Annotated in this window: 22 protein-coding genes; 14 read left to right on the top strand and 8 right to left on the bottom strand. The window is 65.3% G+C overall.

Annotation, left to right across the window (positions count from 1 at the left end):
* Positions 1 to 48: 48 nt before the first annotated feature.
* Positions 49 to 1,176: a tRNA guanosine(34) transglycosylase Tgt gene (gene tgt, locus AB2B41_RS03410; RefSeq protein ID WP_367876341.1), complete on the bottom strand. Its 1,128-nt coding sequence runs from the start codon at positions 1,174 to 1,176 to the stop codon at positions 49 to 51.
* 281 nt (positions 1,177 to 1,457) lie between these two features.
* Here tgt and rimK point away from each other — a divergent pair, with 281 nt between their 5' ends.
* The 6 genes from rimK (at position 1,458) to AB2B41_RS03380 (ending at position 5,809) form a co-directional block, all read left to right on the top strand.
* On the top strand, positions 1,458 to 2,840 hold the full coding sequence (gene rimK, locus AB2B41_RS03405) for a 30S ribosomal protein S6--L-glutamate ligase (RefSeq protein WP_367876340.1): 1,383 nt from the start codon (positions 1,458 to 1,460) through the stop codon (positions 2,838 to 2,840).
* Positions 2,841 to 2,918: 78 nt separating this feature from the next.
* Positions 2,919 to 4,115, top strand: coding sequence for a sensor histidine kinase (locus AB2B41_RS03400; protein ID WP_367876339.1), 1,197 nt, complete (start codon positions 2,919 to 2,921; stop codon positions 4,113 to 4,115).
* Positions 4,096 to 4,413, top strand: a complete 318-nt coding sequence (locus AB2B41_RS03395) for a response regulator (RefSeq protein ID WP_367876338.1) — start codon at positions 4,096 to 4,098, stop codon at positions 4,411 to 4,413. The genes AB2B41_RS03400 and AB2B41_RS03395 overlap by 20 nt, the downstream gene beginning before the upstream one ends.
* Positions 4,414 to 4,626: 213 nt before the next feature.
* On the top strand, positions 4,627 to 4,989 hold the full coding sequence (locus AB2B41_RS03390; protein WP_367876337.1) for an SUF system Fe-S cluster assembly protein: 363 nt from the start codon (positions 4,627 to 4,629) through the stop codon (positions 4,987 to 4,989).
* Positions 4,990 to 5,123: 134 nt separating this feature from the next.
* On the top strand, positions 5,124 to 5,486 hold the full coding sequence (locus AB2B41_RS03385; RefSeq protein ID WP_367876336.1) for a HesB/IscA family protein: 363 nt from the start codon (positions 5,124 to 5,126) through the stop codon (positions 5,484 to 5,486).
* Positions 5,483 to 5,809 (top strand): TfoX/Sxy family protein, encoded by a 327-nt coding sequence (locus AB2B41_RS03380; RefSeq protein WP_367876335.1) that lies wholly within the window; start codon positions 5,483 to 5,485, stop codon positions 5,807 to 5,809. The genes AB2B41_RS03385 and AB2B41_RS03380 overlap by 4 nt, the downstream gene beginning before the upstream one ends.
* Here the strand turns inward: AB2B41_RS03380 and AB2B41_RS03375 are convergent.
* Positions 5,806 to 6,711, bottom strand: coding sequence for an isopenicillin N synthase family dioxygenase (locus AB2B41_RS03375; protein ID WP_367876334.1), 906 nt, complete (start codon positions 6,709 to 6,711; stop codon positions 5,806 to 5,808). The genes AB2B41_RS03380 and AB2B41_RS03375 overlap by 4 nt on opposite strands.
* Positions 6,712 to 6,832: 121 nt before the next feature.
* Between AB2B41_RS03375 and tpiA the strand changes: the two genes are divergently transcribed.
* Positions 6,833 to 7,576: a triose-phosphate isomerase gene (gene tpiA, locus AB2B41_RS03370; RefSeq protein WP_367876333.1), complete on the top strand. Its 744-nt coding sequence runs from the start codon at positions 6,833 to 6,835 to the stop codon at positions 7,574 to 7,576.
* 110 nt (positions 7,577 to 7,686) lie between these two features.
* On the opposite strand, the gene AB2B41_RS03365 is transcribed toward tpiA, so the two are convergent.
* From AB2B41_RS03365 to AB2B41_RS03345, 5 genes are all read right to left on the bottom strand, one after another.
* Positions 7,687 to 9,063, bottom strand: coding sequence for a TRAP transporter large permease (locus tag AB2B41_RS03365; protein WP_367876332.1), 1,377 nt, complete (start codon positions 9,061 to 9,063; stop codon positions 7,687 to 7,689).
* Positions 9,064 to 9,067: 4 nt separating this feature from the next.
* Positions 9,068 to 9,745 carry a TRAP transporter small permease gene (locus AB2B41_RS03360; RefSeq protein ID WP_367876331.1) on the bottom strand — a complete coding sequence of 226 codons (678 nt, stop codon included), beginning with the start codon at positions 9,743 to 9,745 and terminating at the stop codon, positions 9,068 to 9,070.
* Positions 9,746 to 9,829: 84 nt separating this feature from the next.
* Positions 9,830 to 10,825 carry a DctP family TRAP transporter solute-binding subunit gene (locus AB2B41_RS03355; protein WP_367876330.1) on the bottom strand — a complete coding sequence of 332 codons (996 nt, stop codon included), beginning with the start codon at positions 10,823 to 10,825 and terminating at the stop codon, positions 9,830 to 9,832.
* Positions 10,826 to 11,065: 240 nt separating this feature from the next.
* On the bottom strand, positions 11,066 to 12,295 hold the full coding sequence (locus AB2B41_RS03350; RefSeq protein ID WP_367876329.1) for a sigma-54-dependent transcriptional regulator: 1,230 nt from the start codon (positions 12,293 to 12,295) through the stop codon (positions 11,066 to 11,068).
* Positions 12,292 to 14,046, bottom strand: coding sequence for an ATP-binding protein (locus AB2B41_RS03345; RefSeq protein ID WP_367876328.1), 1,755 nt, complete (start codon positions 14,044 to 14,046; stop codon positions 12,292 to 12,294). Before AB2B41_RS03345 ends, AB2B41_RS03350 begins: the two co-directional genes overlap by 4 nt.
* A gap of 59 nt (positions 14,047 to 14,105) precedes the next feature.
* Here AB2B41_RS03345 and AB2B41_RS03340 point away from each other — a divergent pair, with 59 nt between their 5' ends.
* Positions 14,106 to 15,290, top strand: coding sequence for a cytochrome P450 (locus tag AB2B41_RS03340; RefSeq protein WP_367876327.1), 1,185 nt, complete (start codon positions 14,106 to 14,108; stop codon positions 15,288 to 15,290).
* 241 nt (positions 15,291 to 15,531) lie between these two features.
* Here AB2B41_RS03340 and AB2B41_RS03335 read toward each other — a convergent pair whose 3' ends face one another.
* Positions 15,532 to 15,993 (bottom strand): Lrp/AsnC family transcriptional regulator, encoded by a 462-nt coding sequence (locus tag AB2B41_RS03335; RefSeq protein ID WP_367876326.1) that lies wholly within the window; start codon positions 15,991 to 15,993, stop codon positions 15,532 to 15,534.
* A 144-nt stretch (positions 15,994 to 16,137) separates the two neighbouring features.
* Here AB2B41_RS03335 and cysG point away from each other — a divergent pair, with 144 nt between their 5' ends.
* From cysG to AB2B41_RS03305, 6 genes are all read left to right on the top strand, one after another.
* Entirely contained in the window at positions 16,138 to 17,532 is a 1,395-nt protein-coding gene (cysG, locus tag AB2B41_RS03330; protein ID WP_367876325.1) for a siroheme synthase CysG, read from the top strand.
* Positions 17,532 to 17,831: a DUF2849 domain-containing protein gene (locus AB2B41_RS03325; protein WP_367876324.1), complete on the top strand. Its 300-nt coding sequence runs from the start codon at positions 17,532 to 17,534 to the stop codon at positions 17,829 to 17,831. Before cysG ends, AB2B41_RS03325 begins: the two co-directional genes overlap by 1 nt.
* The gene (locus AB2B41_RS03320) at positions 17,831 to 19,495 is read left to right on the top strand and encodes a nitrite/sulfite reductase (protein ID WP_367876323.1); all 1,665 of its coding nucleotides are present in this window, start codon (positions 17,831 to 17,833) and stop codon (positions 19,493 to 19,495) included. Before AB2B41_RS03325 ends, AB2B41_RS03320 begins: the two co-directional genes overlap by 1 nt.
* Entirely contained in the window at positions 19,485 to 20,270 is a 786-nt protein-coding gene (locus tag AB2B41_RS03315) for a phosphoadenylyl-sulfate reductase (RefSeq protein WP_367876322.1), read from the top strand. Before AB2B41_RS03320 ends, AB2B41_RS03315 begins: the two co-directional genes overlap by 11 nt.
* Positions 20,267 to 20,680 (top strand): DUF934 domain-containing protein, encoded by a 414-nt coding sequence (locus AB2B41_RS03310; RefSeq protein ID WP_367876321.1) that lies wholly within the window; start codon positions 20,267 to 20,269, stop codon positions 20,678 to 20,680. The genes AB2B41_RS03315 and AB2B41_RS03310 overlap by 4 nt, the downstream gene beginning before the upstream one ends.
* Before the next feature lie 70 nt (positions 20,681 to 20,750).
* Positions 20,751 to 21,599 carry a ferredoxin--NADP reductase gene (locus tag AB2B41_RS03305; protein ID WP_367876320.1) on the top strand — a complete coding sequence of 283 codons (849 nt, stop codon included), beginning with the start codon at positions 20,751 to 20,753 and terminating at the stop codon, positions 21,597 to 21,599.
* The last annotated feature ends 51 nt before the right edge of the window (positions 21,600 to 21,650 follow it).

Below are 21,650 nucleotides of genomic sequence, written 5' to 3'. Positions count from 1 at the left end.
GGGTGGGGCGTCGTGCGCAGCACGCGCGCCACCCCCGTCACACGAGCATTACAGCGGCTCGATATCCCCCTGCGCCCGTCCCGCGTGGAACTCCGCCTGCCATGCCGCGAAACGCCCCCCGGTGATGGCCGCGCGCATGCCCGCCATGATATCCTGATAATACTGCAGGTTATGCCAGGTCAGCAGCATCGCGCTGATGATCTCCTGGCTCCGGAACACATGGTGCAGATAGGCGCGGCTGTAGCTCCGGCAGGCTGGGCAACGACACGCTTCATCCAACGGCCTCGGATCGTCCATGTGCCGCGCGTTCTTGATGTTGAGCACACCGTGTCGCGTGAACACCTGCCCCGTCCGGCCCGAGCGTGAGGGCAGCACGCAGTCCATCATGTCGATCCCCCGCGCCACGGCCCCCACGATATCGTCGGGTTTGCCCACGCCCATCAGGTAACGCGGCTTGTCCTGCGGCAGCTGATCCGGCGCATAATCGAGACAGTCGAACATCGCCTCCTGCCCCTCGCCCACGGCCAGCCCGCCCACCGCATAGCCATCAAAGCCGATCTCGCGCAGAGCCTCCGCGCTGGCCTGTCGCAAATCCTCCTCCAGCCCACCCTGCTGGATGCCGAAAAGCGCATGTCCCGGCCGGTCGCCGAATGCCTCCTTCGACCGCTTCGCCCACCTCATCGACAATTCCATGCTCTCCGCGATCCGGTCGCGGTCCGCGGGCAAGGCGGGACATTCGTCGAAACACATCACGATGTCAGAGCCCAGCAGCCGCTGTATCTCCATCGACCGCTCCGGCGTGATCTCGTGTTTCGACCCGTCGATATGGCTCTTGAAGGTCACCCCCCTCTCAGTGAGCTTGCGCAGCGCGGCAAGGCTCATCACCTGGAAACCACCCGAGTCGGTCAGGATCGGCTTTTCCCAGTTCATGAACCGGTGCAGCCCGCCCAGACGGTCCACCCGCTCGGCGGTGGGGCGCAGCATCAGGTGATAGGTATTGCCCAAAAGCACATCCGCGCCGGTGGCTGCCACGCTTTCGGGCAGCATCGCCTTGACGGTGGCGGCGGTGCCTACGGGCATGAAGGCGGGCGTGCGGATGTCCCCGCGCGGCGTGCGGATGACGCCCGTGCGTGCCTTGCCGTCCTGCGCGGTCTTCTCGAAGGTGATGCGGGCCATCCGGGGCATCCTTTGCCGATTTGCACCGGGCGTAATGCAGTGAGGCGCAAGATGCAATCGCGATGGATAAGGCACTGATATCGTGCCTCTTCCCGCCAGCAAACCTGCCGGGAACGACCCGGAATCCGAGACTTCACGCTACAACGGCCCCCGGCCCCAACGCCAACGTCAAGCCCTGCAAACACCCACTGGCCTTCGTCCCGCAAGATGCCGTCACGTGGCCTGTTGAGCTTGCCTTGCCGCCCTGCTAGGCCATCTCTTCCAACCAAGAGGTAGAGCGCATGGATGAACTGACATTCGGCTGGGAAGAATGGATCGCCCTGCCCGATCTGGGCCTGCCCGCGATCCGGGCCAAGGTCGATACCGGCGCGCGCACCTCGGCGCTGCATGCCCACGACATCGAGACCTTCGGCTCGACCGCCAAGCCCAAGGTGCGCTTCAACGTGCACCCCATCCCCGGTCGCGAGGATATCGCGATCACTTGCTCCGCCCCGATCAGGGACCGCCGCGAAGTCACCTCCTCCAACGGCGAGAGCGAACAGCGCTACGTGATCGAAACCACGCTCGCGGTCGCCGGGCAAAGCTGGCCGATCGAGGTCACACTGACCAACCGCGCGGGCATGGCCAGCCGCATGCTGCTGGGCCGTCAGGCGCTCGCCGATCACATCACAATCTCCGCCACCGAACGCCGCCTGCAGCCCGAACTCAGCTACGACTTCTACCACGACGCCCGCGTGCGCCGCGTCGCCCCCAAGCGCGCGCTCCGCATCGCGGTCCTGAGCCGCGAGGACAATTACTCCACCCGCCGTCTCGTCGAAGTCGGCGAGGCGCGCGGCCACACGGTTGAAGTCATCGACACAACCCGTTGTTACATGGCGATCAACGCCATGGCCCCGGAGGTGCACTACGACGGCAAGCGCCTGCCCCGCTACGACGCGGTTATCCCGCGCATCGGCGCATCGATTACGCCCTACGGCACCGCGGTGATCCGCCAGTTCGAAACCATCGGCACCTATTGCGTGAACGGCTCCGCGGGCATCACGGCCAGCCGCGACAAGCTGCACGCCCACCAGGTGCTCGCCTCCAAGCGCATCGGCATGCCGACCACCGCCTTTGCCGCCTCGCCCAAGGACACCTCGAACCTCATGGCGCTTGTGGGCACCGCACCGCTGATCGTGAAACTGCTCGAATCGACCCAGGGCAAGGGCGTCGTGCTGGCCGAAACCAAGAAAGCCGCCGAATCCGTGATCGACGCCTTCCGGGGCCTCAAGGCGAATTTCCTCGTGCAGGACTTCGTCAAGGAAGCGGCGGGCGAGGACATTCGCTGCCTCGTGATCGCGGGCAAGGTCGTGGCCTCGATGAAGCGCACCGGGGCGGAGGGCGATTTCCGCTCCAATCTGCACCGGGGCGGATCGGCAAAGGTGGTGCGCATCTCCAAGGCCGAACGCGACACGGCCGTCCGTGCCGCACGGGCCTTCGGCCTCGGCATGGCAGGCGTCGATCTCTTGCGCTCCGACAGCGGACCCAAGGTGCTCGAGGTCAACTCCTCCCCCGGTTTCGAAGGCATCGAGGCGGCCACCGGCAAGGACATCGTCGGCAAGCTCTACGATGAGATCGAGGCGCGCGTGAAACCGCAGCCGGTGCGGCGCCGCAAGGCGGGCTGACCGGGGCCATTAACCCTTCATCAATCTTGCAGACGCATCATCCGCCGCGCGCAACAGACGCGCAGGAGGACCGGGCGCATGGGTTGGCTGGGCGATAATCTTTTTCCGGACGGCGGGCTTTCCCCGCAGGACGACGCCATCGCCTCGACCCTGCCGGTGCTCTATTCCCATATCGCGGCCGATCTGCTGATCGCCCTTTCCTGCTTTGCCATTTCCGCCGCGATCCTCCTCTTCCTGCGGCACCGACCGGACGGTCGGCTGCACTGGACAGTGATGCTTGTCGTCATCTTCATCACCGCAAGCGGCGTCACGCACCTGATCGGCCTTCTGGCAATGTTCCTGCCCCTTTTCGGGTTCGAGGGGCTGATCAAGCTCATCACGGGAATCGTCTCCGCACTGGCCGCGCTGGCCCTCTGGCGCCAGCTGCCAAACGCTCTGCGGACACCGGCACAGCAGGAGCTGATGCAGGCCATCTCGGACAGGGACGCCGAGATTTCCCAGCACCGGGTGAGCGAAGAAGCGATGCAGGCGACGGAGCGGCTGCTGAACATCAAGATCGAGCAGTTGGAGGCGGCGAACCTCGAACTGCGCGAATTCGCCTATGCCGCGTCGCATGACCTGAAGTCGCCCGCCAATACGCTCTCCCTCTGGCTTGAGAACTTCATGGAGGATTGCGCCGAGCGGCTGTCGCCGGAGGAACGCAAGGACGCGGAAGAAGCACAGCGCATCCTTGCGCGGATGCGCATGCTGGTGGACGACGTCCTGAGCTGCGCGCGCCTTCTCAGCGACGAGGCGGCCGCGCCGCAGGCCTGCGATACCGCCCGGATCGTGGCGGATACCCTGGCCGACCTCGCACCCGAGATCGAGGCCGCCGAAGCGGAGATCGTCGCCGGGCCACTGGTGACGGTCCGCGGCCATCCGGCCATGCTTTCGGTCCTGTTTCACAACCTGATCGGCAACGCGATCAAGTTCCGCCACAAGAATCGCCCCTGCAGGGTCGAGATCAGCGCGCGACTGGACGGCTCACGGGCGACGATCTTGGTCAGGGACAACGGCATCGGGATCGACCCGGTGCACCACGAGCGTGTGTTCAGCCTGTTCAAGCGTTTGCATCATCACACCCTGTTCGAGGGGACCGGCCTGGGGCTGTCGCTGTGCCGCCGGATCGCGGTGATGCACGGCGGCCGGATCGAGCTGAACTCCGTGCCGGGCTCGGGCACCGAGATGCGCGTCGTCTTCGACCAGGAGGCCCTGCATGTCGCCCAAGCGGCTTGAGCGCGTTGTCCTGATCGACGACGGTATCCTCGAGAACCGTCTGCACCAACGCATGATCGACCGCTCCGGCCTCGTGGACGAGGTGCTCTGCTTTGCCATGGCCGAGCGGGCGCTGAACCATTTCCGCAGCCCCGGCGCCCTGCCCGCCGAACTGATCCTCTTGGACATCAACATGCCGCGCATGGACGGTTTCGAGTTGCTGGAAACCGCGCTTGCCGAATTCGGCGCGCCCTTCGCCGCGACGCCGGTGGTCTTTCTCACAACGTCGCTGAACCCCCGGGACAGGGCGCGCGCGTAATGCTACGTGATGGTTCGCGACTACTTGCCGAAGCCGCTCACGCTCGAGAAATTTCGCGCGCTGGTGACATCGCTCTAGGCGCTTCCACGCGCCGATCTCCACCGCAAACGGTCGCCGCCTGCGTCATCGGCGCGCGTCACCGCGCGACGGCCGCCCCTTTACCCCCGATGCCCCTTATCCTATATAAACAGTCGGAAAAGACGTGAGGCCCCGATGACAGATCAGTCCCCACCCATGGAAGGCACGCCGCTGATTGCGCCGTCCTCCACGGATCACCCCCTCTACGAGCAGGTCGTCGATGCCTGCCGCACGGTCTATGACCCTGAAATCCCGGTGAATATCTACGAATTGGGCCTGATCTACACGATCGACATCTCGGACGACAACGCGGTCAACATCAAGATGTCGCTGACCGCCCCCGGCTGCCCCGTCGCGGGCGAGATGCCGGGCTGGGTCGCCGATGCCGTCGAACCGCTGCCCGGCGTGAAACAGGTGGATGTTCAGCTTGTCTGGGAGCCGCCCTGGGGCATGGACATGATGTCGGACGAGGCGCGGCTGGAACTGGGCTTCATGTAAGGCGATCTTCGCCCGTTAAGCCCTTGTTAAGACAAATGTTTCGCGCGCGAAACAAATCTCGTTCGTCGCGCGTGTGTCGGAGCAGTTGAGAAAAGCGCGGCACCTACTTATCTTGAGGCCAAAGGAGACTTCCGATGTTCGCGATCCCCGGAAAACAGGCCGTGACCATGACGCCCCGCGCCGTGGCGCAGATCGTCAAGTTGATGGACGCCAAGGGCCACGCCGGCCTGCGCATCGGCGTCAAGAAAGGCGGCTGCGCGGGCATGGAATACACCATGCAATACGTGGACGAGGCCGACACCAACGACGAGGTCGTCGAACAGGACGGCGCGCGCGTGATCATCGCGCCGATGGCGCAGATGTTCCTCTTCGGCACCGAGATCGACTACGAAACCACGCTGCTGGAATCGGGCTTCAGGTTCAACAACCCCAACGTGACCGAGGCCTGCGGCTGCGGTGAATCGATCAAGTTCGACGACGCGCTCTTCGCCAAATGACCCTCGGCGCGGCGGACACGGCCTTCGCCCGCGAATTGTTTTCTGATCTGCCAGATCTGAGTGCCCGCAAGATGTTCGGCGGCATGGGCATCTACTCCCAAGGCGTGATCTTTGCAATCATGCGCTCCGACGGCGTGCTGCTGATCAAGGCGCAGGAGGGCCCGTTCGCCGACAGGCTGGCCGCCATGGGGTGCTACCGCTGGACCTATGTTCGCAAGGACGGCAAAGCCTCGGCCATGCCCTACTGGACAGTGCCGCAGGATGCGCTGGACGATCCGGACAAGGCCGCGCAACTGGCGCGCGAGGCGCTCGCGGCGCTCTAGGCCTTCTTCAGGTGCAGGTAGGTCTCGTTGTAGCGCGCCGAAAGGTGATCGCCCGCGAGGATGACCTTTTCCGATCCGGCGGGTGCAACATTGGTCTCATGGGCCGGGTTGAAGAACAGCGGCACCGAGATGCGCTCGCTCATGCCCCCCTGAACCCGGTGGGGCGTCGCGCGGATCACCCCGTCCGACCACATCTCCATCATCTCGCCGAAATTGATCACGAATTCCCCCGGCGGCGCGCTCACCGGTATCCAGCCCCCGCCCCGCTTGCGCACCTCCAGCCCCGGCGAGCCGTCCGTCGCCAGCAGCGTCAGGCAGCCATAGTCGGTATGGGTGGCAATCCCGAAGTCCTTCGCCCCGGCCCAGGCGGGACGCGACGGATAGAAATTACCCCCTAAAAGCGCCATCGGCGCATCGAAGGCCCCTTCGAAGACATCCGCAGGAATATCGACAGAAGCCGCCACGCCGCGCAGCACTTCCATCGCAACCGCGCAGGCGTCGGTGTAATAGGCGCGGATCACCCGCTCGAAATCCGCAGGCTCCTCGGGCCAGAGGTTCGGGGCGAAAAAGGGATTGGAAAGCCTCGGATCACCTTCGGGCAGCGTGAGCCCGCAGTCGAAGACCTGCTTGTAGTCGGGGTTGGCATCCGGGTCCACCTGCTCGGACCCCGGCGCGCCCCATCCCCGGTTCGATCCGGTCCGCGCCATGTCATAGGCGGCCTTCCTGTCTTCGGGCAGCTTGAAAAGGGCGCGGTAGGTCTCGATCACCTCCGACACCCGGTCTGCGGACAGGGCTGTATTGTGAACGGTGGCAAAGCCGATTTCCGTCGCCGCTTCGGCCATCGCGGCGCGCGCCTCCGGCCTGCCTGCGCTCAGGGCCTCAAGATCGATGCGCGGAATCATGGGCGCTCCCTCCGTGATGCCTCTCATGTCTACCCTGCGCGGCCCTCCGGCGGAAGCCCGCGCGTTGCCTTGGCCGGGGCCGGATGCTACCACCTTGCCGATACCGCAAAGAGGAGAGCCCATGCGCCAGAAGATCGCCGCCGGCAACTGGAAGATGAACGGCACCGCCCCGGCCCTCACCGAGTTGGACGCCCTGGCCGCAGGCCTGCCCGCCACCCCGCCCCTGGTGATCGTCTGCCCCCCCGCGCCGCTTCTGATCCCGGCCGTGGACCGCGCAAGCGGCATCGCAATCGGGGCGCAGGACTGCCATACGGCGCCATCAGGCGCCCATACCGGCGACATCTCGGCGCCGATGATCGCCGATACCGGTGCCAGCTTTGTCATCGTCGGCCATTCGGAACGGCGCGAAGATCATGGCGAGACCGACGCGGCCGTCCGCGCCAAGGCCGAAGCGGCGCAGGCCGCGGGCCTTTGCCCCATCGTCTGCATCGGCGAAAGCCTGTCCCAGCGCGAGACGGGCGAGACGCTTCACGTGATCGGCGCGCAGCTCGCGGCGTCGCTCCCCGAGACGATCTCGGCAGAGAATACCGTTGTCGCCTACGAACCGATCTGGGCCATCGGCACCGGCAAGGTGCCGAGCGTCGCGCAGATCGCCGAGGTGCATGATTTCATCCGGGCGGAACTTGAAAACCGATACGGGCCCGATGTCGGCGCTGCCGTCTCGCTGCTTTACGGCGGATCGGTGAAACCGGACAATGCCGCCGCGATCTTCGAGGTCGACAACGTCGATGGCGCGCTCGTCGGCGGTGCCTCCCTCAAGGCCGGGGACTTCCTCCCCATCATCGCGGCCCTCGCGAACAGCTAACCCGCGAAAAGGCGAAAGGCGCGCCACCCCGGGCGCGCCCCCTCGCTTCATCTTTCCAATACAACTCCTGCACCGCCGTCGCAGCTATCGCGACATCGGCCAGCCTCTTGTTACTTAGTGATGATCTCCGGCCCCATCATCAGCGTCGGCAGCCATGTGCTGAGGATCGGGATATAGGTCACCATGATCAGGAAGAGGAAGAGCACCGCAAGGAACGGAAGGGCCGCGCGGACCACGTTCATCATCGGCATGTTGGCGACACCCGAGGTCACGAAAAGGTTCAGACCCACAGGCGGCGTGATCATCCCGATTTCCATGTTCACCACCATGATGATGCCAAGGTGAATGGGGTCGATCCCCAGCTCGATGGCGATGGGAAAGACCAGCGGTGCGACGATCACCAGCAGCCCCGAGGGTTCCATGAATTGCCCGCCGATCAGCAGGATCACGTTCACGATCACAAGGAACATCACCGGCCCGAAACCCGCGTCGAGCATCGCTGCGGAGATCTGCTGCGGGATCTGCTCGTCGGTCAGCACGTGCTTGAGAATCAGCGCGTTGGCGATGATGAACATCAGCGTGATCGTCAGCTTGCCCGCCTCGAACAGCGTGTTCTTGGTGTCGCGGTGAAAGAACACGGTGATCAGCGACATCGGCTTCTGGATCAGCGACAGGTTGCGCCCCTCGCCGTCCACATGCAGCGGCCCCATGTCGCGGTAGACGAAGGACGCGATGAAGAAGGCATAGACCGCCGCGACGGCGGCCGCCTCGGTCGGCGTGAAGATGCCGCCGTAGATGCCACCGAGGATGATGACGATCAGGAAAAGCCCCCAGCCCGCCTCGCGCCCTGAGGTCAGCACCTCGCCCCAGCCGAGCCACTCCCCCTTGGGCAGGTTGCGCACCCGCGCGATGATGTAGATCGTCACCATCAGCATCAGCCCCGCGAGGAGGCCGGGAATGACACCGGCAAGGAACATCCGTCCCACGGAGACGTCCGTTGCTGAGGCATAGACCACCATCACGATGGAGGGCGGAATGAGAATGCCGAGCGTACCCGCCACGGCGATGACCCCGGCGGCGAAATCCTTGGTGTAGCCCACCTCGCGCATCCCCACGATCACGATGGAGCCAATCGCAACCACCGTTGCGGGCGAGGAGCCGCTGAGCGCGGCGAAGAGCATGCAGGCAAAGACCCCCGCAATCGCCAGACCGCCCGGCAGATGCCCCACCAGCGCGATGGAAAACCGGATGATCCGCCGCGCCACGCCGCCCGTCGACATGAAGGACGAAGCGAGGATGAAGAAGGGAATGGCCAGGAGCGTGTAATGCCCTGCCATCGCCTGGAACAGCGTCTGCGCGATGGAGGCCATCGAGGTATCCGACAGCACCAGCAGGAACATGATGGAGGACATGCCAAGGGCCACCGCGATCGGCACCCCGATCAGCATCAGGCCGATCACCATGGCAAAAAGGACAACGACTTCCATGGTCTCAGTTCCCCGCGTTCATATGTTTGACGTCTTCGATCTGCTCTTCGACCTCGTGGCTGACGATCAGACTGTCCTTCTGGCCCTTCACGACGGCGATAAAGACCTGGATGAAGCGAAACAGAAGCAAGGCCATGCCGAAGGGCAGCATCGCGTAAGGAATGAAGCGCGGCAGTTTCTCGTATTCCTCGCCCTCGTTCATGATGGGCTCGATGAACCGCAGCCACTCGGGCATGGGCATGTCGATGGTCTCGTACCAGGCCTGATCCCGCGTCGGCGTGAAGCCGGTGGGGAACCAGCGCCCCGATGTGACGTCCATCCCGGCAAAGGGCGCCCAGTAGTCCCAGGCGCCTTTCAGCAGCATCATCGCGTAGATCACGCAGATCGCCGCCGCGATCACCGTCAGCACCTTGCGCGCGCCGCCGGAAAAGAGGTTGATCACCGCATCCACCCCGAGATGCGCGGTGACCTTGACCGCGTAGGAGACGCCGAAGAGCACCAGCCAGGCAAAGAGGAAGGTTACCGCCTCCAGCCCCCAGATGATCCCGGTGTTGAAGCCGTAGCGCAGCACCACGTTGATGAAGGTCAGGATCGTCATCAGTCCGAGAATGATGGCAATCGCCGTCTCCTCGAACTCGTGCACGAACCGGCCCAGGGCACCTTTCGGTTCATAAGTCGACATCGGCTCCCCCCGTCTGTCAGTCAGCCTGCGCGAAGGCCCGGCCCCGATCCGGAGCCGGGCCTTCGCCAGTGTCTTGTTCAGCTATCAGAAGCCGGCGTTGATCGCCTGTGCGGCGTCCACGTTCTCCTGGCCCACGTCATCGATGAACTGGTCCCAGACGGGTTTCATCGCATCGACCCAGGCCTGGCGCTGATCCGGTGTCAGTTCCACGATCTTGGAACCTGCGTCCAGCACCGCCTGGCGCGCCTCGGCATCGACCTGGCCCACCGCCGCGTTACGCTCGACCGTCACTTCCTCGAGGATCGTGGCAAGCTGGTCGCGCACGTCGGCATCCAGGCTTTCCCACCAGTCCACGGAAGTCACGACCATGTAGTCGATGATGCCGTGGTTGGTCTCGGTGATGCCGTCCTGCACTTCAAAGAACTTCTGGCCGTAGATGTTGGACCAGGTGTTCTCCTGCCCGTCCACAACCCCGGTCTGCAGCGCGCCGTAGACTTCGGAGAAGGCCATGGGCTGCGGGCTCACGCCGATGGCTTCCATCTGCGCCTTGATCACCTCGGAGGGCTGCACGCGGAACTTCAGCCCGGCGGCATCCGACGGCAGGACCAGCGGCTTGTTCGCAGACATCTGCTTCATACCGTTGTGCCAGAACTGCAGGCCCAGCAGGCCGCGACGCTCCATCGAGGCTTTCATGGCCTGGCCGGTCTCGGAGTTCTGGAAGGCATCGACGGCTTCGATGTTCTTGAACATGAAGGGCAGGTCGAAGATGCGGAACACCTTGGTGAACTGCTCGAACTTCGACAGCGAGGGCGCGGCCATCTGCACGTCGCCCTGCAGCATCGCTTCGAGCACCTTGTCGTCATCGTAGAGCGTGGAGTTCGGGAAGACTTCCATGCAGGCCTTGCCGTTCATCTCCTCGTTCACCCGCTCCATCAGGAGAGAGGCGGCGATGCCCTTGGGGTGTTTGTCGGTGTTGGTCACGTGGCTGAACTTGATGACGATCTCGCCATCGTCGCAGGCCGCAGCAACAGCGCCTGCGGATACGGAAAGTGCCAGTGCGGCAGCAGTCAGAAATTTCATTGAGGTCTCCTCCCAGAGATTTCGAATCAGGTTTTGGCAGGGATACACCTGCGCTGATCTCATAAGACGCGCCCTGGGACCGGCTCACAAGTCCGCTGGATCGGGTGATCCCTGTTCAAACTTTTGGACGATAAATCAGATGCTTGAAAAGCATCCGGTGGATGGTAGCGCTAGCGCGGGAAATACCTTGTGCGAATTTCCGCACAGCCAAAATCCGACCTGTGCGGAAATCCGCACAGGCTATTGGCGGAAATCCTCCGCGCGCAGACCGTAGCGAGCGAGTTTGTCGTAGAATGTCTTGCGCGGCAGCTTGAGCGCCTCTGCGGCGGCGCTGGCCTGACCCTTGGCCCGGCGCAAGGCGGTCTCGAGCAGGGATTGCTCGATCATTGACATCTGTTCGGTAAGCCCCATGGTCGCATCGGGCGTGATCCCCTCGGGAAGGCCCATGACGAAACGCATCGCTGCCGACATCAGCGCCCGCGCATTGCCCGGCCAATCCCGCGCCATCAACCCCGCGATCACTCCGGGCGTCACCTCGGGGGCCTGCAGCCCCGCCTGTTCGGCAGCCTGCGCCACGTAGCGGCGGAACATCACCGGGATGTCCTCGGGCCGTTCGGCAAGCGAGGGAATGCGGACACTGAGCGCCTCGAGGCGGTAATAGAGATCGGCGTTGAAGCGCCCGGCCTGCATTTCAGCCGCTAGGTCGCGGGTATTCCCGGCAATCAGGCAGACGCCGTTGAGCGCGCTGTCCGCCTCGCTCAGCGCCAGCTGCGCCTGAGGCGGCAGGTGAGAAACCTCGTCGATGAAGAGGCTGCCGCTTTCCGCTTCCCTCAAAGCGGCGTTCAGCTCATCCGGGGTGAGTGCCGCCGCGGCGCGCTTGACGAAAGGCGCCTTTGACCGCACGGAGCTGAGGTGGATCACCTCCGCCACCTTTGAAATGCCGGAACCGGGGGCGCCGGTGACCAGCGCATCCCCCTCGGCCTGCGCAACGATGCGCACCTGCGCGCGCAACCGCTCGGCCAGTTCGGACGTCCCGAAAAGCATCCGGGCGGCCGGGTCGCCGGTCTCGACAAGATGGCGCAGGCGGCGGTTTTCCAGAACCAGCGCACGGGTTTTCAGCGCCCGCTCCAGCGTGCTGATCAGTTCGGCGGGGGCGCAGGGTTTCTCCAGAAAACCGAAAGCCCCCTTGCCCATGGCCGAGACCGCCATGGGAATATCGCCCTCGCCCGTCAGCAGGATCACGGGCAGATCGGGGTCCTGCCCCTGGGCGTAGTCCAGCAGGTGAAACCCGTCGCGCCCCGGCATGCGGATGTCCGAGAGGATCACCCCTTCGAAGGCCGGCGTGATCCGGTCCTTGGCGGCAACGAAGGAGCCTGCGGCGATCGGGTGCAGGTCGGCCAGTTCCAGTGTCTGCGCAAGCGCCTCGCGCACCGCCGCATCGTCATCGACCAGAAGGACCTGTCCGCTCATGCCGCCGCCGCCGCGTCAGAGGCAGGGTCAAGCGTGACGGTAAAGACCGCACCGCCGTCCTGCAGGTTGCTGCCCTTGATCTGGCCACCGAAGCTCTGGACAATGCCGTAGCTTATCGACAGGCCCAGACCCATGCCCCCGGTCTCTCCCACCTGTTTTGTCGTGTAGAACGGATCGAAGACCTTGTCGGGCATTTCGATCCCCGGTCCGGTGTCGCGGAACTGCACGGTCACCGCCTCGCCCGAGGTGACCTCGATGGTGAGCGTCTTGTCGGGCTGGCCTTCCATGGCATCGACCGCATTGGTGATGAGATTGACAAAGACCTGTCCCAGCCGCACCTCGCCGCCGCGCACCCAGATCTCGCCCTCTGCGGGGCGATGAATGATCTCGACACCCGCCCCTTCCCGGTGTCCGCGCGTCAGCTCGAGCGCGGATTCAAGCACCGCGTTCACGTCGACCCGGCCCTGAGACAGGTTCTCCTGCCGCGCGAAGGCGCGCAGGTTCTGAATGATGCGCCCCATCCGCCCAGTCATGTCGGAGATACGGCGCAGATTGTCCTGGGCGCGCTCGGGCTTGCCGCGGGACAGGAACTGCACCGCGTTGTCGGCGAAGGACCGGATCGCCATCAGCGGCTGGTTCAGCTCATGGCTGATGCCGGCGGACATCTGCCCCAGCGCGCTGAGCTTGCCCGCCTGCACCAGATCGTCCTGCGCCTGGCGCAGCGCGGCCTGTGCCTCCTCCCGCTCCGCCGCCTCGGCCAGCAGCATCTCGTTCGTCTCGCGCAGCGCCGTCGTGCGCTCGGCCACCCGCGCCTCGAGCTGGCGGTTCGCGGCGGCAAGCGTGCGCCGCCGTTCCGACGCAAGAAAGAGCAGCGATCCGAAAGCAAGGCACAGCGCCGCCACCGCCGCCGCCTGCGCCAGCGCCAGCGCGCGGGTCTGGCCGACGTCGAGCAGCACCTCGCCCGTCATCCCGATCACCGGCAGCGCCTGCGTCAGGTGCAACGCCTCGCCCGGCAGGTAGGGGCCCCAGCCCAGCTGCCAGAGCTCGTGCGGCCCGAACATCCGCGCCGAGAAGGGTGGCGCATCGCCGGTGGGTGGAATCAGGCCCGGGCTCCCTTCGGGACGGGTCCAGAAGAGCAATTCGGAGCGGTTGGAGATATAGACCTCGCCCTGCGCATCGGTGAAGAAAGCGGCCGGGTTGGTGCCGCGCCAGTTGTAGTCGATCCCGTTCAGATCGGTGATGACGACAAGGGCGCCCTGCACCTTGCCGGCAGCGTCAAAGATCGGCGCGGCGTGAAAGAAGGCGCGCTGGGTCAGCGGTTCCGCCGGGCCGTGCCCCCAGCCAAGCGCGCCGCGCAGGGCACGCCGGACGTGGGCGTAGCGGCTTAGATCGACGGGCGGTCTCCCCGATGCGGAGATCACGACGCGGCCCTCCGGGCCGAGCACCAGCACGTCGAGGGCGGCGGATTTGTCCGCCACTTCCAGAAGCAGGTCGGTCGTATCCTCCGACGGTCCCGCGCGCAGGGCACGGTCGATGCCCGGGTGATCGGCCATCAGCACCGCGAGGTCGCGGTAGCGCTGCAGTTGCCCGACCAGCCGGTCGCCCGCGAGGGCAAGGTCCGCCTGCCCGCGCGCGGCAAGCTGGTCGAGCCCCTGCTGATAGGCATAGCGCCAGACCCCGCCTGCCAGCAGCAGAACGACACCGAGAAAGGCGAGCACGAAGAGGGCTCTCTGGCGCAATCCATCCGTCATTGCGCAAGATTGCCCCAGCCCCCTTGCAATGACCAGCCCTGCCCGGTTTCTCTGGGCTTATGAAAGTGTTGCACCAATCGCCGCTGGACCCCGATTTCGTCCAGAACCCCTATGCGTTCTACGACCGCGCCCACGCCGCGGGCCCCGTGGTGTTCTGGGAGGATTACGGCATGGCCGCCGCCTTCGACGCGGCAACAGTGCAGGCACTGCTGCGCGACCGGCGGCTGGGGCGCGCGCGGCCCGCACATCTGGTCGCCCCCGCGCCGGACCACCTGCGCGCCTGGCAGGCGCTCGAGGATGCCTCGCTGCTCGACATGGAGCCGCCACGCCATACGCGGCTGCGCGCGCTGGTTCTGCGGGCCTTCACCTCGCGCCGGATCGCCGGGCTGCGGCCCGAGATCGAAGCGATTGCCGATGACCTCTTGGCCGCGCTGCCCCGCGACGGGGCCTTCGATCTGATCCCGGCCTATTGCACGCAGCTGCCCGTGCGGGTGATCGCACGGCTGCTGGGTGTGCCGGAGGAGATGGCACCGGAGCTGCTGCGCTGGTCCACGGCGATGGTCGCGATGTACCAGGCGGGGCGCAGCCGCGCGACCGAGGACGCGGCGGAGCGCGCCAGCCGCGCATTCACGGAGTTTCTGACCGAATACATCGCCGCGCGCCGCAGCGACCCGCGCGACGACCTCATCACCAAATTGATCGCCGCCGAGGCGGACGGCGACCGGCTCTCGCCAGCAGAGCTGATCGGCACTTGCGTTTTGCTGTTGAACGCGGGCCACGAAGCCACGGTGCACAGCATCGGCAACGCGGTGAAGGCGTTGCTGGAGACAGGCACCCCGCCAGCGGCCCTGGCACCCGGTGCCATCGAGGGCACGGTCGAGGAACTGCTGCGCTTCGATCCGCCGCTGCACGTCTTCACCCGCTATGCCTACGCGGACATCGACCTGGGCGGGACCTGTCTCAGAAAGGATCAACAGGTTGCCCTGGTGCTTGGCGCGGCGGGCCGCGATCCCGCCGTCTGGCATGACCCGGCCCGCTTCGATCCGGCGCGTCCGTCCAAGGCCCACGCGGCCTTTGGCGGGGGACTGCATTTCTGCGTGGGCGCCCCGCTGGCACGGCTGGAACTGCAGATCGCCCTGCCCGCGCTTTTTGCCGCCCTGCCCGACATGCGCCTGTCCGAGCCGCCGCGCTATGCCGACAGCTACCATTTCCACAAGCTCGATCGCCTGATGATCACGCCCTGACACCCGCGATTCGGCGCGGGGTCAAGGATCGCGCAGCGACCACGCTTCGCGCGGCTTGTCCTTGAGGCCGCACCGAATCGTGAAGACCATGGAAAGAGGTCGTTCAGGACGCAAAGCGCCCTGAACACCTTCTCAGCACATTCAAAACACCTCACGGCAAGGGCAAGGCCGGGCTCCGGGGCTCACGGTGCAGCCGCCGCCAGGAATGTCGTCGCGCGCAAGCGCGTCCGCGGGATCACCCTTACAAGGGCAAAGCCACCGTCGACTTGATCTCTTCCATCGACAAAAGCGCCGTGACGTTGTGCACCCGCACCTCGGAAATCAGCGCCTGGTAGAAGGCGTCATAGGCCCGCGCGTTCCTGACCCGCACCTTCAGAATATAATCGATATCCCCCGCCAGGCGGTGCGCCTCCTGTACTTCCGGGCGGTCCTGCAGGGCCTTGAGGAACTTGCGCTGCCATTCCGCCTCGTGCTCTGAGGTGCGAATGAGGACAAAGAAACAGGCCTCGAACCCCAGCGCCTCGGCATCCAGCATCACGGTCTGCTGGCCGATCACCCCGGCCTCGCGCAGCTTGCGAATCCGGTTCCAGACCGGCGTCTTGGAAGAGCCCACCTGCCGCGCGATATCGTCAAGAGACTGGCTGGCGTCGCGCTGCAGCTCGGCCAGGATTTTCCGGTCTGTGTCGTCAATTCGGACGTTCATCTGCTTTATTCCCCTTCACGCGGTCGGTCCGTTTGTCTTTTCGCCAACCACGAAACAAATGTTCTTATTAACCACCCATACTGGCGGACTATCGGAACATTGTCCTAATCTCAAGGGAAATAACCGGTAGCAAGGGCATCTCCCATGGACCATTTCCCGATCTTCATCGCCACCCGCGGCCGCCATATCGTCCTGTCGGGTGGTGGCGATGCGGCGCTTGCGAAACTGCGGCTGCTCCTGAAGACAACCGCGCGCATTTCCGTTTTTGCCGCCGCACCGGCCCCCGAGATCATAGGCTGGGCCGAAGCAGGCAAGCTCGGACTGACGCACCGTGCCCTGCAGCGGGGCGATGCGCTTTGCGCGGCCCTCTTTTATGCGGCCAACGAGGATGCGGCGGAAGACCGCCGCACCGCAGGCATCGCGCGCGCCGAAGGGGCGCTCGTCAATATCGTGGACAACCTCGCCGACAGCGCCTTTATCACCCCCGCCATCGTGGACCGCGATCCGGTGACCGTCGCCATCGGGACCGAAGGTGCGGCACCGGTTCTGGCCCGCGCCATCAAGGCCGATCTCGAGGAGCGTCTGCCCGCAGCGCTTGGACCTCTGGCGCGGATCGGCAAGTCTTTCCGCACCCTCGCCGAGGCCCTGCCCTTCGGCCGCGCCAGGCGCGATTTCTGGCGGGACTTCTACTTCGGTGCCGGTCCCCGGGCGATCAGCGCTGGCGAAGAGCATCTGCGCCCTGCCCTCGACGCGCTGCTTGAGGATCATCTGACCCGTCCGAGCCGTGCAGGCCATGTGGCCTTTGTCGGTGGCGGGCCAGGCGATCCGGAACTGCTGACCCTCAAGGCGCGCCGCGCGCTCGACGAGGCGGACGTGGTGATCTACGACCGCCTGATCTCACCGGCGATCCTTGAACTCGCCCGCCGAGAGGCGGTGATGATCGACGTGGGCAAGGAGGGCTTCGGCCCCTCGACAGCGCAAGACGACATCAACGCGCTGCTGATCCAACATGCCGCAGGGGGCGCGCAGGTGGTGCGGCTCAAGTCCGGCGATGCCACCGTTTTCGGCAGGCTCGATGAAGAGATCGAGGCCGTCGAGGCCCATGGCATCGGCTGGCACATCGTACCGGGGATCACCTCGGCCTCCGCCGCCGTGGCGGCCATCGGGCAGAGCCTGACGCGCCGGGGCCGGAACGGATCGGTGCGCTTCCTGACGGGCCACGACATGAAGGGCTTTGCAGACCATGACTGGGCCACGCTCGCCCGTCCGGGCGAGGTTGCCGCGATCTACATGGGCAAGCGCGCCGCGCGCTTTGTGCAGGGCCGGTTGCTGATGCACGGGGCCGACCGCGCGACGCCGGTGACGGTGATCGAGAACGCCTCCCGCCCCGAGCAGCGCATTCTCTCGACCACTCTGCAGAGCATGGCCGAAGATATCGCCGCCGCCGACATGCGCGGCCCCGCCCTGACCTTCCTCGGCCTTGCGCCGCGCACAGCGGCGCTGGCCGCACAAAACTTCGCACTGGAGGAGACGGCCTGATGTCCCGCAAACCCTTCACGCCCAAGGTCATCACCGCCAACGCGCTTCTTGAGGGCGATGTCGTCTACCTCGCCCCGGACGGCTGGACCCGCGATCTGGCGCAGGCCGAAGTGCTGACCGACGAGGCCGACGCCGATTTGCGCCTCATCGAGGCTTCGGCCCAAAGCGACCGGGTGGTCGGCGTCTACCTGGCTGACGTCACCGTCGAGGACGGCGTACCCCATCCCACCCATTTCCGTGAGGATTTCCGCGCCACAGGCCCCTCGAACTATGCCCACGGCAAGCAGGAGCATCTGTGATGTACCACTACACCGACTTCGACCACGCCTTTCTGAAAGAGCGCAACGCCCAGTTCCGCACGCAGGTGGAACGCCGCCTCGACGGCAGCCTCACCGAGGATGAATTCAAGCCGCTGCGCCTGATGAACGGGCTTTACCTGCAACTCCACGCCTACATGCTGCGCGTGGCGATCCCCTATGGCACTTTGAACAGCCGCCAGATGACGCGGCTGGCCGATATCGCCGAGCGCTGGGACAAGGGGTACGGGCATTTCACGACCCGCCAGAACATCCAGTTCAACTGGCCTCAACTGCGCGATGTCCCCGACATGCTGGACGCGCTGGCCGAAGTGGGGATGCACGCCATCCAGACCTCGGGCAACACCATCCGCAACGTGACCGCCGACCATTTCGCCGGTGCCGCCGCCGATGAGGTCGCGGACCCGCGCCCGGTGGCCGAGCTGATCCGCCAATGGTCCACGGATCACCCCGAGTTCCAGTTCCTGCCACGCAAGTTCAAGGTGGCAGTGACGGGGTCGGAGGCCGACCGCGCCGTGATCATGGCCCATGACATCGGCCTGCGGATCGTGCTGCGCGGAGATGCGGTTGGCTATGAGGTCGTCGTGGGCGGCGGCCTTGGCCGCACGCCGATGATCGGCAAGGTGCTCTATGATTTCGTGACCGAGGACGACCTGTTGCCGACGCTCGAGGCCATCGTCAGCGTCTACAACCTGCTTGGACGGCGCGACAACAAGTACAAGGCGCGCATTAAGATCACCCTGCATGAGACTGGAATCGAAGCGTTTGGGGCGCAGGTGGACGCTAGGCTGGCGCAAATCAGGCCGCAGTTCGGCGGGATTGACCCCGCGCTGGTCGCCAGGATCAAGGGCGATTTCGCCCCGCCCGCCTTCTTCACCAAAGACCTTGCGCCCTACCACAGCGCCTACCAGTACGACCCGACCTTCCGCAGCTGGGCCAACACCAACCTCGCCGCCCACCGCAACCCCGATTACGCCATCGTCACCATCTCGCTAAAGGCGCACGGCAAGACACCCGGCGACGCCACCGCGCGGCAGATGCGGCTTATGGCGCAGCTGGCCGAGCGCTACGGCCACGACGAGCTGCGCATCAGCCACGAGCAGAACGTGATCCTGCCCCATGTCCACCGCGCCTTCCTGCCGTCGGTTTACCAGGCGCTCAAGGCCGAGGGGCTGGGCACCGCCAACATCGGGCTGATCTCGGACATCATCGCCTGCCCCGGCATGGACTACTGCGCGCTGGCGACCGCCCGCTCGATCCCGATCGCGCAGGAGATCACCATGCATTTCGATGCGCTCAAGCTTGAACACGATATCGGCCCGCTCAAGATCAAGATATCGGGCTGCATCAACGCCTGCGGACATCATCACGTGGGGCACATAGGTATCCTCGGCCTCGACCGGGCTGGTGTGGAGAACTACCAGATCACGCTCGGCGGCAGCGGGGCCGAGGATGCCACCCTGGGTGAACGCGCAGGGCCCGGATTCTCGGCGTCCGAGATCGTGCCGGCCATCGAACGGCTGGTGCTGACCTACCTCGACCTGCGCCGCGATCCCGGCGAGACCTTCTTGCAGACCTACCGCCGCCTCGGGCTCGCACCCTTCAAGGCCGCGCTTTACCCCGAGGCCCGCGCCGATGCCGCTTGACCTGCCCCACCCCCCCGGCGGCGGGGCCGGAACCGGCAGCCCAACGGCTGTTCCCGGCCCCGTCGCCACCGCGGCGCGGCTCAACGTTCAGATGCGCCACCATGAGGCCATTGACGTGATCCGCGCCGCGGTCGAGGCCGTGCCCCGGCTCGCGCTCGTGTCGAGCTTCGGGGCGGAATCGGGGGCGCTGCTGCACCTTGCGTCGAAGGTAAAGCGCGATCTGCCGGTGCTCTTCATCGACACCGAAATGCTTTTTCCCGAAACGCTCGCCTACCAGCGCGAGGTGGCGGTGAAGCTGGGTCTCACCCGGATCACGACGTTGCGCGCCGCCGATGCGGTGCTGCATGACCCTGACGGGCTGTTGCACCTGAGCGATCCCGACGCCTGCTGCGCCCTGCGCAAGACAGCGCCCTTGCAGAAGGCCTTGCGCGACTTCGACGGCTGGATCACGGGGCGCAAGCGGTTTCAGTCCGGCCAGCGCGCGGCGCTGCCGCATTTCGAAACCGAGATGCGCGACGGCGGGCCCGACCGGATCAAGATCAACCCGCTGGCCTTCTGGTCAGCCGAGGACGTCGCCGAATATATCGCCGAGAACAACCTTCCCCGGCACCCCTTGGTGGCGCGGGGCTATCCGTCCATCGGCTGCGCGCCCTGCACCTCGCCTGTCAAGGAAGGTGAAGACAGCCGCGCAGGCCGTTGGCGCGGCACGGCAAAAGACGAATGCGGCATCCACTTCGAGAACGGAAAAGTGGTCCGCCAGGGAGCATCCACATGACGCAACTCATCAATGACGCGGGTTTTGTCACCGACGACTGGGCCGGCGATTTCTGCGGCCCCGGTGCCGCCAATGACTGCCGCGCGCTGCATTTGCCCTCGGATACCCGGCCGGAGGACGTGGCCCTCACCCCGGCCCTGCAGATCATCCGCATCGACTTTCCCAGCTTTGCAGACGGGCGCGGCTTTACCATCGCCCGCGCGCTGCGCCTGCGGGGTTACACGGGACGCCTGCGCGCCCATGGCCATCTGATCGCCGATCAATACGCCATGGCCCGCCGTGCGGGCTTTGACGAGGTCGAGGTGACAGACGATATCGCCGTGCGCCAGCCCGAGGATCAGTGGCTCTTCCGCGCCAAATGGCAAGCCCACGACCACCGCGCGCGGCTGCGGGGCCAGCCTGCGGCGTGAGCGCCGATTGCCTTAACCCCTTCCATCCCCTAACAGTAAGGCCGCGAGCACGCCCTCGCGCGATATGAAGATGACCGAGCAGAGACCTGTGAACCAAGCCGCCGCCAAGCCCGTGCCGACCCTACCCGACGCGCAGACCGTTACTTCCGTTCAGCACTGGACCGACCGGCTGTTCTCTTTCCGTGTGACACGGCCCGCGTCCTTGCGCTTTCGCTCGGGCGAATTCGTGATGATCGGGCTGATGGGCGACCCGGACCCGGCAACGGGCAAGCAAAAGCCGCTTTTGCGCGCCTATTCCATCGCCTCGCCGTCGTGGGACGAAGAGCTTGAGTTCTACTCGATCAAGGTGCAGGACGGCCCCCTGACCTCGAAACTCCAGCATATTCAGCCGGGCGATCAGATCATACTGCGGCCCAAGCCCGTCGGCACGCTGGTCCATGACGCGCTGCTGCCGGGCAAGCGCATCTGGTTCTTCGCCACGGGCACCGGTTTTGCGCCCTTCGCCTCGCTTCTGCGCGATCCCGAAACTTACGAGAAGTTCGATGAGGTGATCATCACCCACACCTGTCGGGATGTGGCTGAGCTGGAATATGGGCGGCTTTTGATCGAGAAACTCAAAACGGATGAGCTGATGCAAGAGCTGATCGGTGCCGACCACCTTGCCAAGCTGCGTTACTACCCAACGACCACCCGCGAAGAGAGCCCGAAAATGGGGCGGATCACGACGCTGTTGCAGGATGGGACCGTGTTCCGCGACCTCGGGATCGACGGGATCACGCCAGAGACCGACCGTGCGATGGTCTGTGGGAGTCTTGGGTTCAACAAGGACATCATGGCCATCCTCGAAGGTTTCGGCCTTGAGGAAGGGGCGAACTCGGACCCCAAGCACTTCGTGGTGGAGAAAGCCTTCGTTGGTTAAGGCACCCTTCCCAACGAGACGAAAAAGCCGCGCCCGCTCCCGGACGCGGCT

The sequence above is a fragment of the Sulfitobacter sediminis genome, assembly GCF_040811725.1.
Taxonomy (GTDB): domain Bacteria; phylum Pseudomonadota; class Alphaproteobacteria; order Rhodobacterales; family Rhodobacteraceae; genus Sulfitobacter; species Sulfitobacter sediminis.
The sequence above is the reverse complement of the archived record's forward strand: the minus strand, read 5'-3'. Positions and strand labels throughout refer to the sequence as shown.

Excerpts from the sequence above, each read along its gene's own strand:
- tgt (WP_367876341.1), bottom strand. The coding sequence starts at position 1,176 with ATGGCCCGCATCACCTTCGAGAAGACCGCGCAGGACGGCAAGGCACGC.
- rimK (WP_367876340.1), top strand. The coding sequence starts at position 1,458 with ATGGATGAACTGACATTCGGCTGGGAAGAATGGATCGCCCTGCCCGAT.
- AB2B41_RS03400 (WP_367876339.1), top strand. The coding sequence starts at position 2,919 with ATGGGTTGGCTGGGCGATAATCTTTTTCCGGACGGCGGGCTTTCCCCG.
- AB2B41_RS03395 (WP_367876338.1), top strand. The coding sequence starts at position 4,096 with ATGTCGCCCAAGCGGCTTGAGCGCGTTGTCCTGATCGACGACGGTATC.
- AB2B41_RS03390 (WP_367876337.1), top strand. The coding sequence starts at position 4,627 with ATGACAGATCAGTCCCCACCCATGGAAGGCACGCCGCTGATTGCGCCG.
- AB2B41_RS03385 (WP_367876336.1), top strand. The coding sequence starts at position 5,124 with ATGTTCGCGATCCCCGGAAAACAGGCCGTGACCATGACGCCCCGCGCC.
- AB2B41_RS03380 (WP_367876335.1), top strand. The coding sequence starts at position 5,483 with ATGACCCTCGGCGCGGCGGACACGGCCTTCGCCCGCGAATTGTTTTCT.
- AB2B41_RS03375 (WP_367876334.1), bottom strand. The coding sequence starts at position 6,711 with ATGATTCCGCGCATCGATCTTGAGGCCCTGAGCGCAGGCAGGCCGGAG.
- tpiA (WP_367876333.1), top strand. The coding sequence starts at position 6,833 with ATGCGCCAGAAGATCGCCGCCGGCAACTGGAAGATGAACGGCACCGCC.
- AB2B41_RS03365 (WP_367876332.1), bottom strand. The coding sequence starts at position 9,063 with ATGGAAGTCGTTGTCCTTTTTGCCATGGTGATCGGCCTGATGCTGATC.
- AB2B41_RS03360 (WP_367876331.1), bottom strand. The coding sequence starts at position 9,745 with ATGTCGACTTATGAACCGAAAGGTGCCCTGGGCCGGTTCGTGCACGAG.
- AB2B41_RS03355 (WP_367876330.1), bottom strand. The coding sequence starts at position 10,825 with ATGAAATTTCTGACTGCTGCCGCACTGGCACTTTCCGTATCCGCAGGC.
- AB2B41_RS03350 (WP_367876329.1), bottom strand. The coding sequence starts at position 12,295 with ATGAGCGGACAGGTCCTTCTGGTCGATGACGATGCGGCGGTGCGCGAG.
- AB2B41_RS03345 (WP_367876328.1), bottom strand. The coding sequence starts at position 14,046 with ATGACGGATGGATTGCGCCAGAGAGCCCTCTTCGTGCTCGCCTTTCTC.
- AB2B41_RS03340 (WP_367876327.1), top strand. The coding sequence starts at position 14,106 with ATGAAAGTGTTGCACCAATCGCCGCTGGACCCCGATTTCGTCCAGAAC.
- AB2B41_RS03335 (WP_367876326.1), bottom strand. The coding sequence starts at position 15,993 with ATGAACGTCCGAATTGACGACACAGACCGGAAAATCCTGGCCGAGCTG.
- cysG (WP_367876325.1), top strand. The coding sequence starts at position 16,138 with ATGGACCATTTCCCGATCTTCATCGCCACCCGCGGCCGCCATATCGTC.
- AB2B41_RS03325 (WP_367876324.1), top strand. The coding sequence starts at position 17,532 with ATGTCCCGCAAACCCTTCACGCCCAAGGTCATCACCGCCAACGCGCTT.
- AB2B41_RS03320 (WP_367876323.1), top strand. The coding sequence starts at position 17,831 with ATGTACCACTACACCGACTTCGACCACGCCTTTCTGAAAGAGCGCAAC.
- AB2B41_RS03315 (WP_367876322.1), top strand. The coding sequence starts at position 19,485 with ATGCCGCTTGACCTGCCCCACCCCCCCGGCGGCGGGGCCGGAACCGGC.
- AB2B41_RS03310 (WP_367876321.1), top strand. The coding sequence starts at position 20,267 with ATGACGCAACTCATCAATGACGCGGGTTTTGTCACCGACGACTGGGCC.
- AB2B41_RS03305 (WP_367876320.1), top strand. The coding sequence starts at position 20,751 with ATGACCGAGCAGAGACCTGTGAACCAAGCCGCCGCCAAGCCCGTGCCG.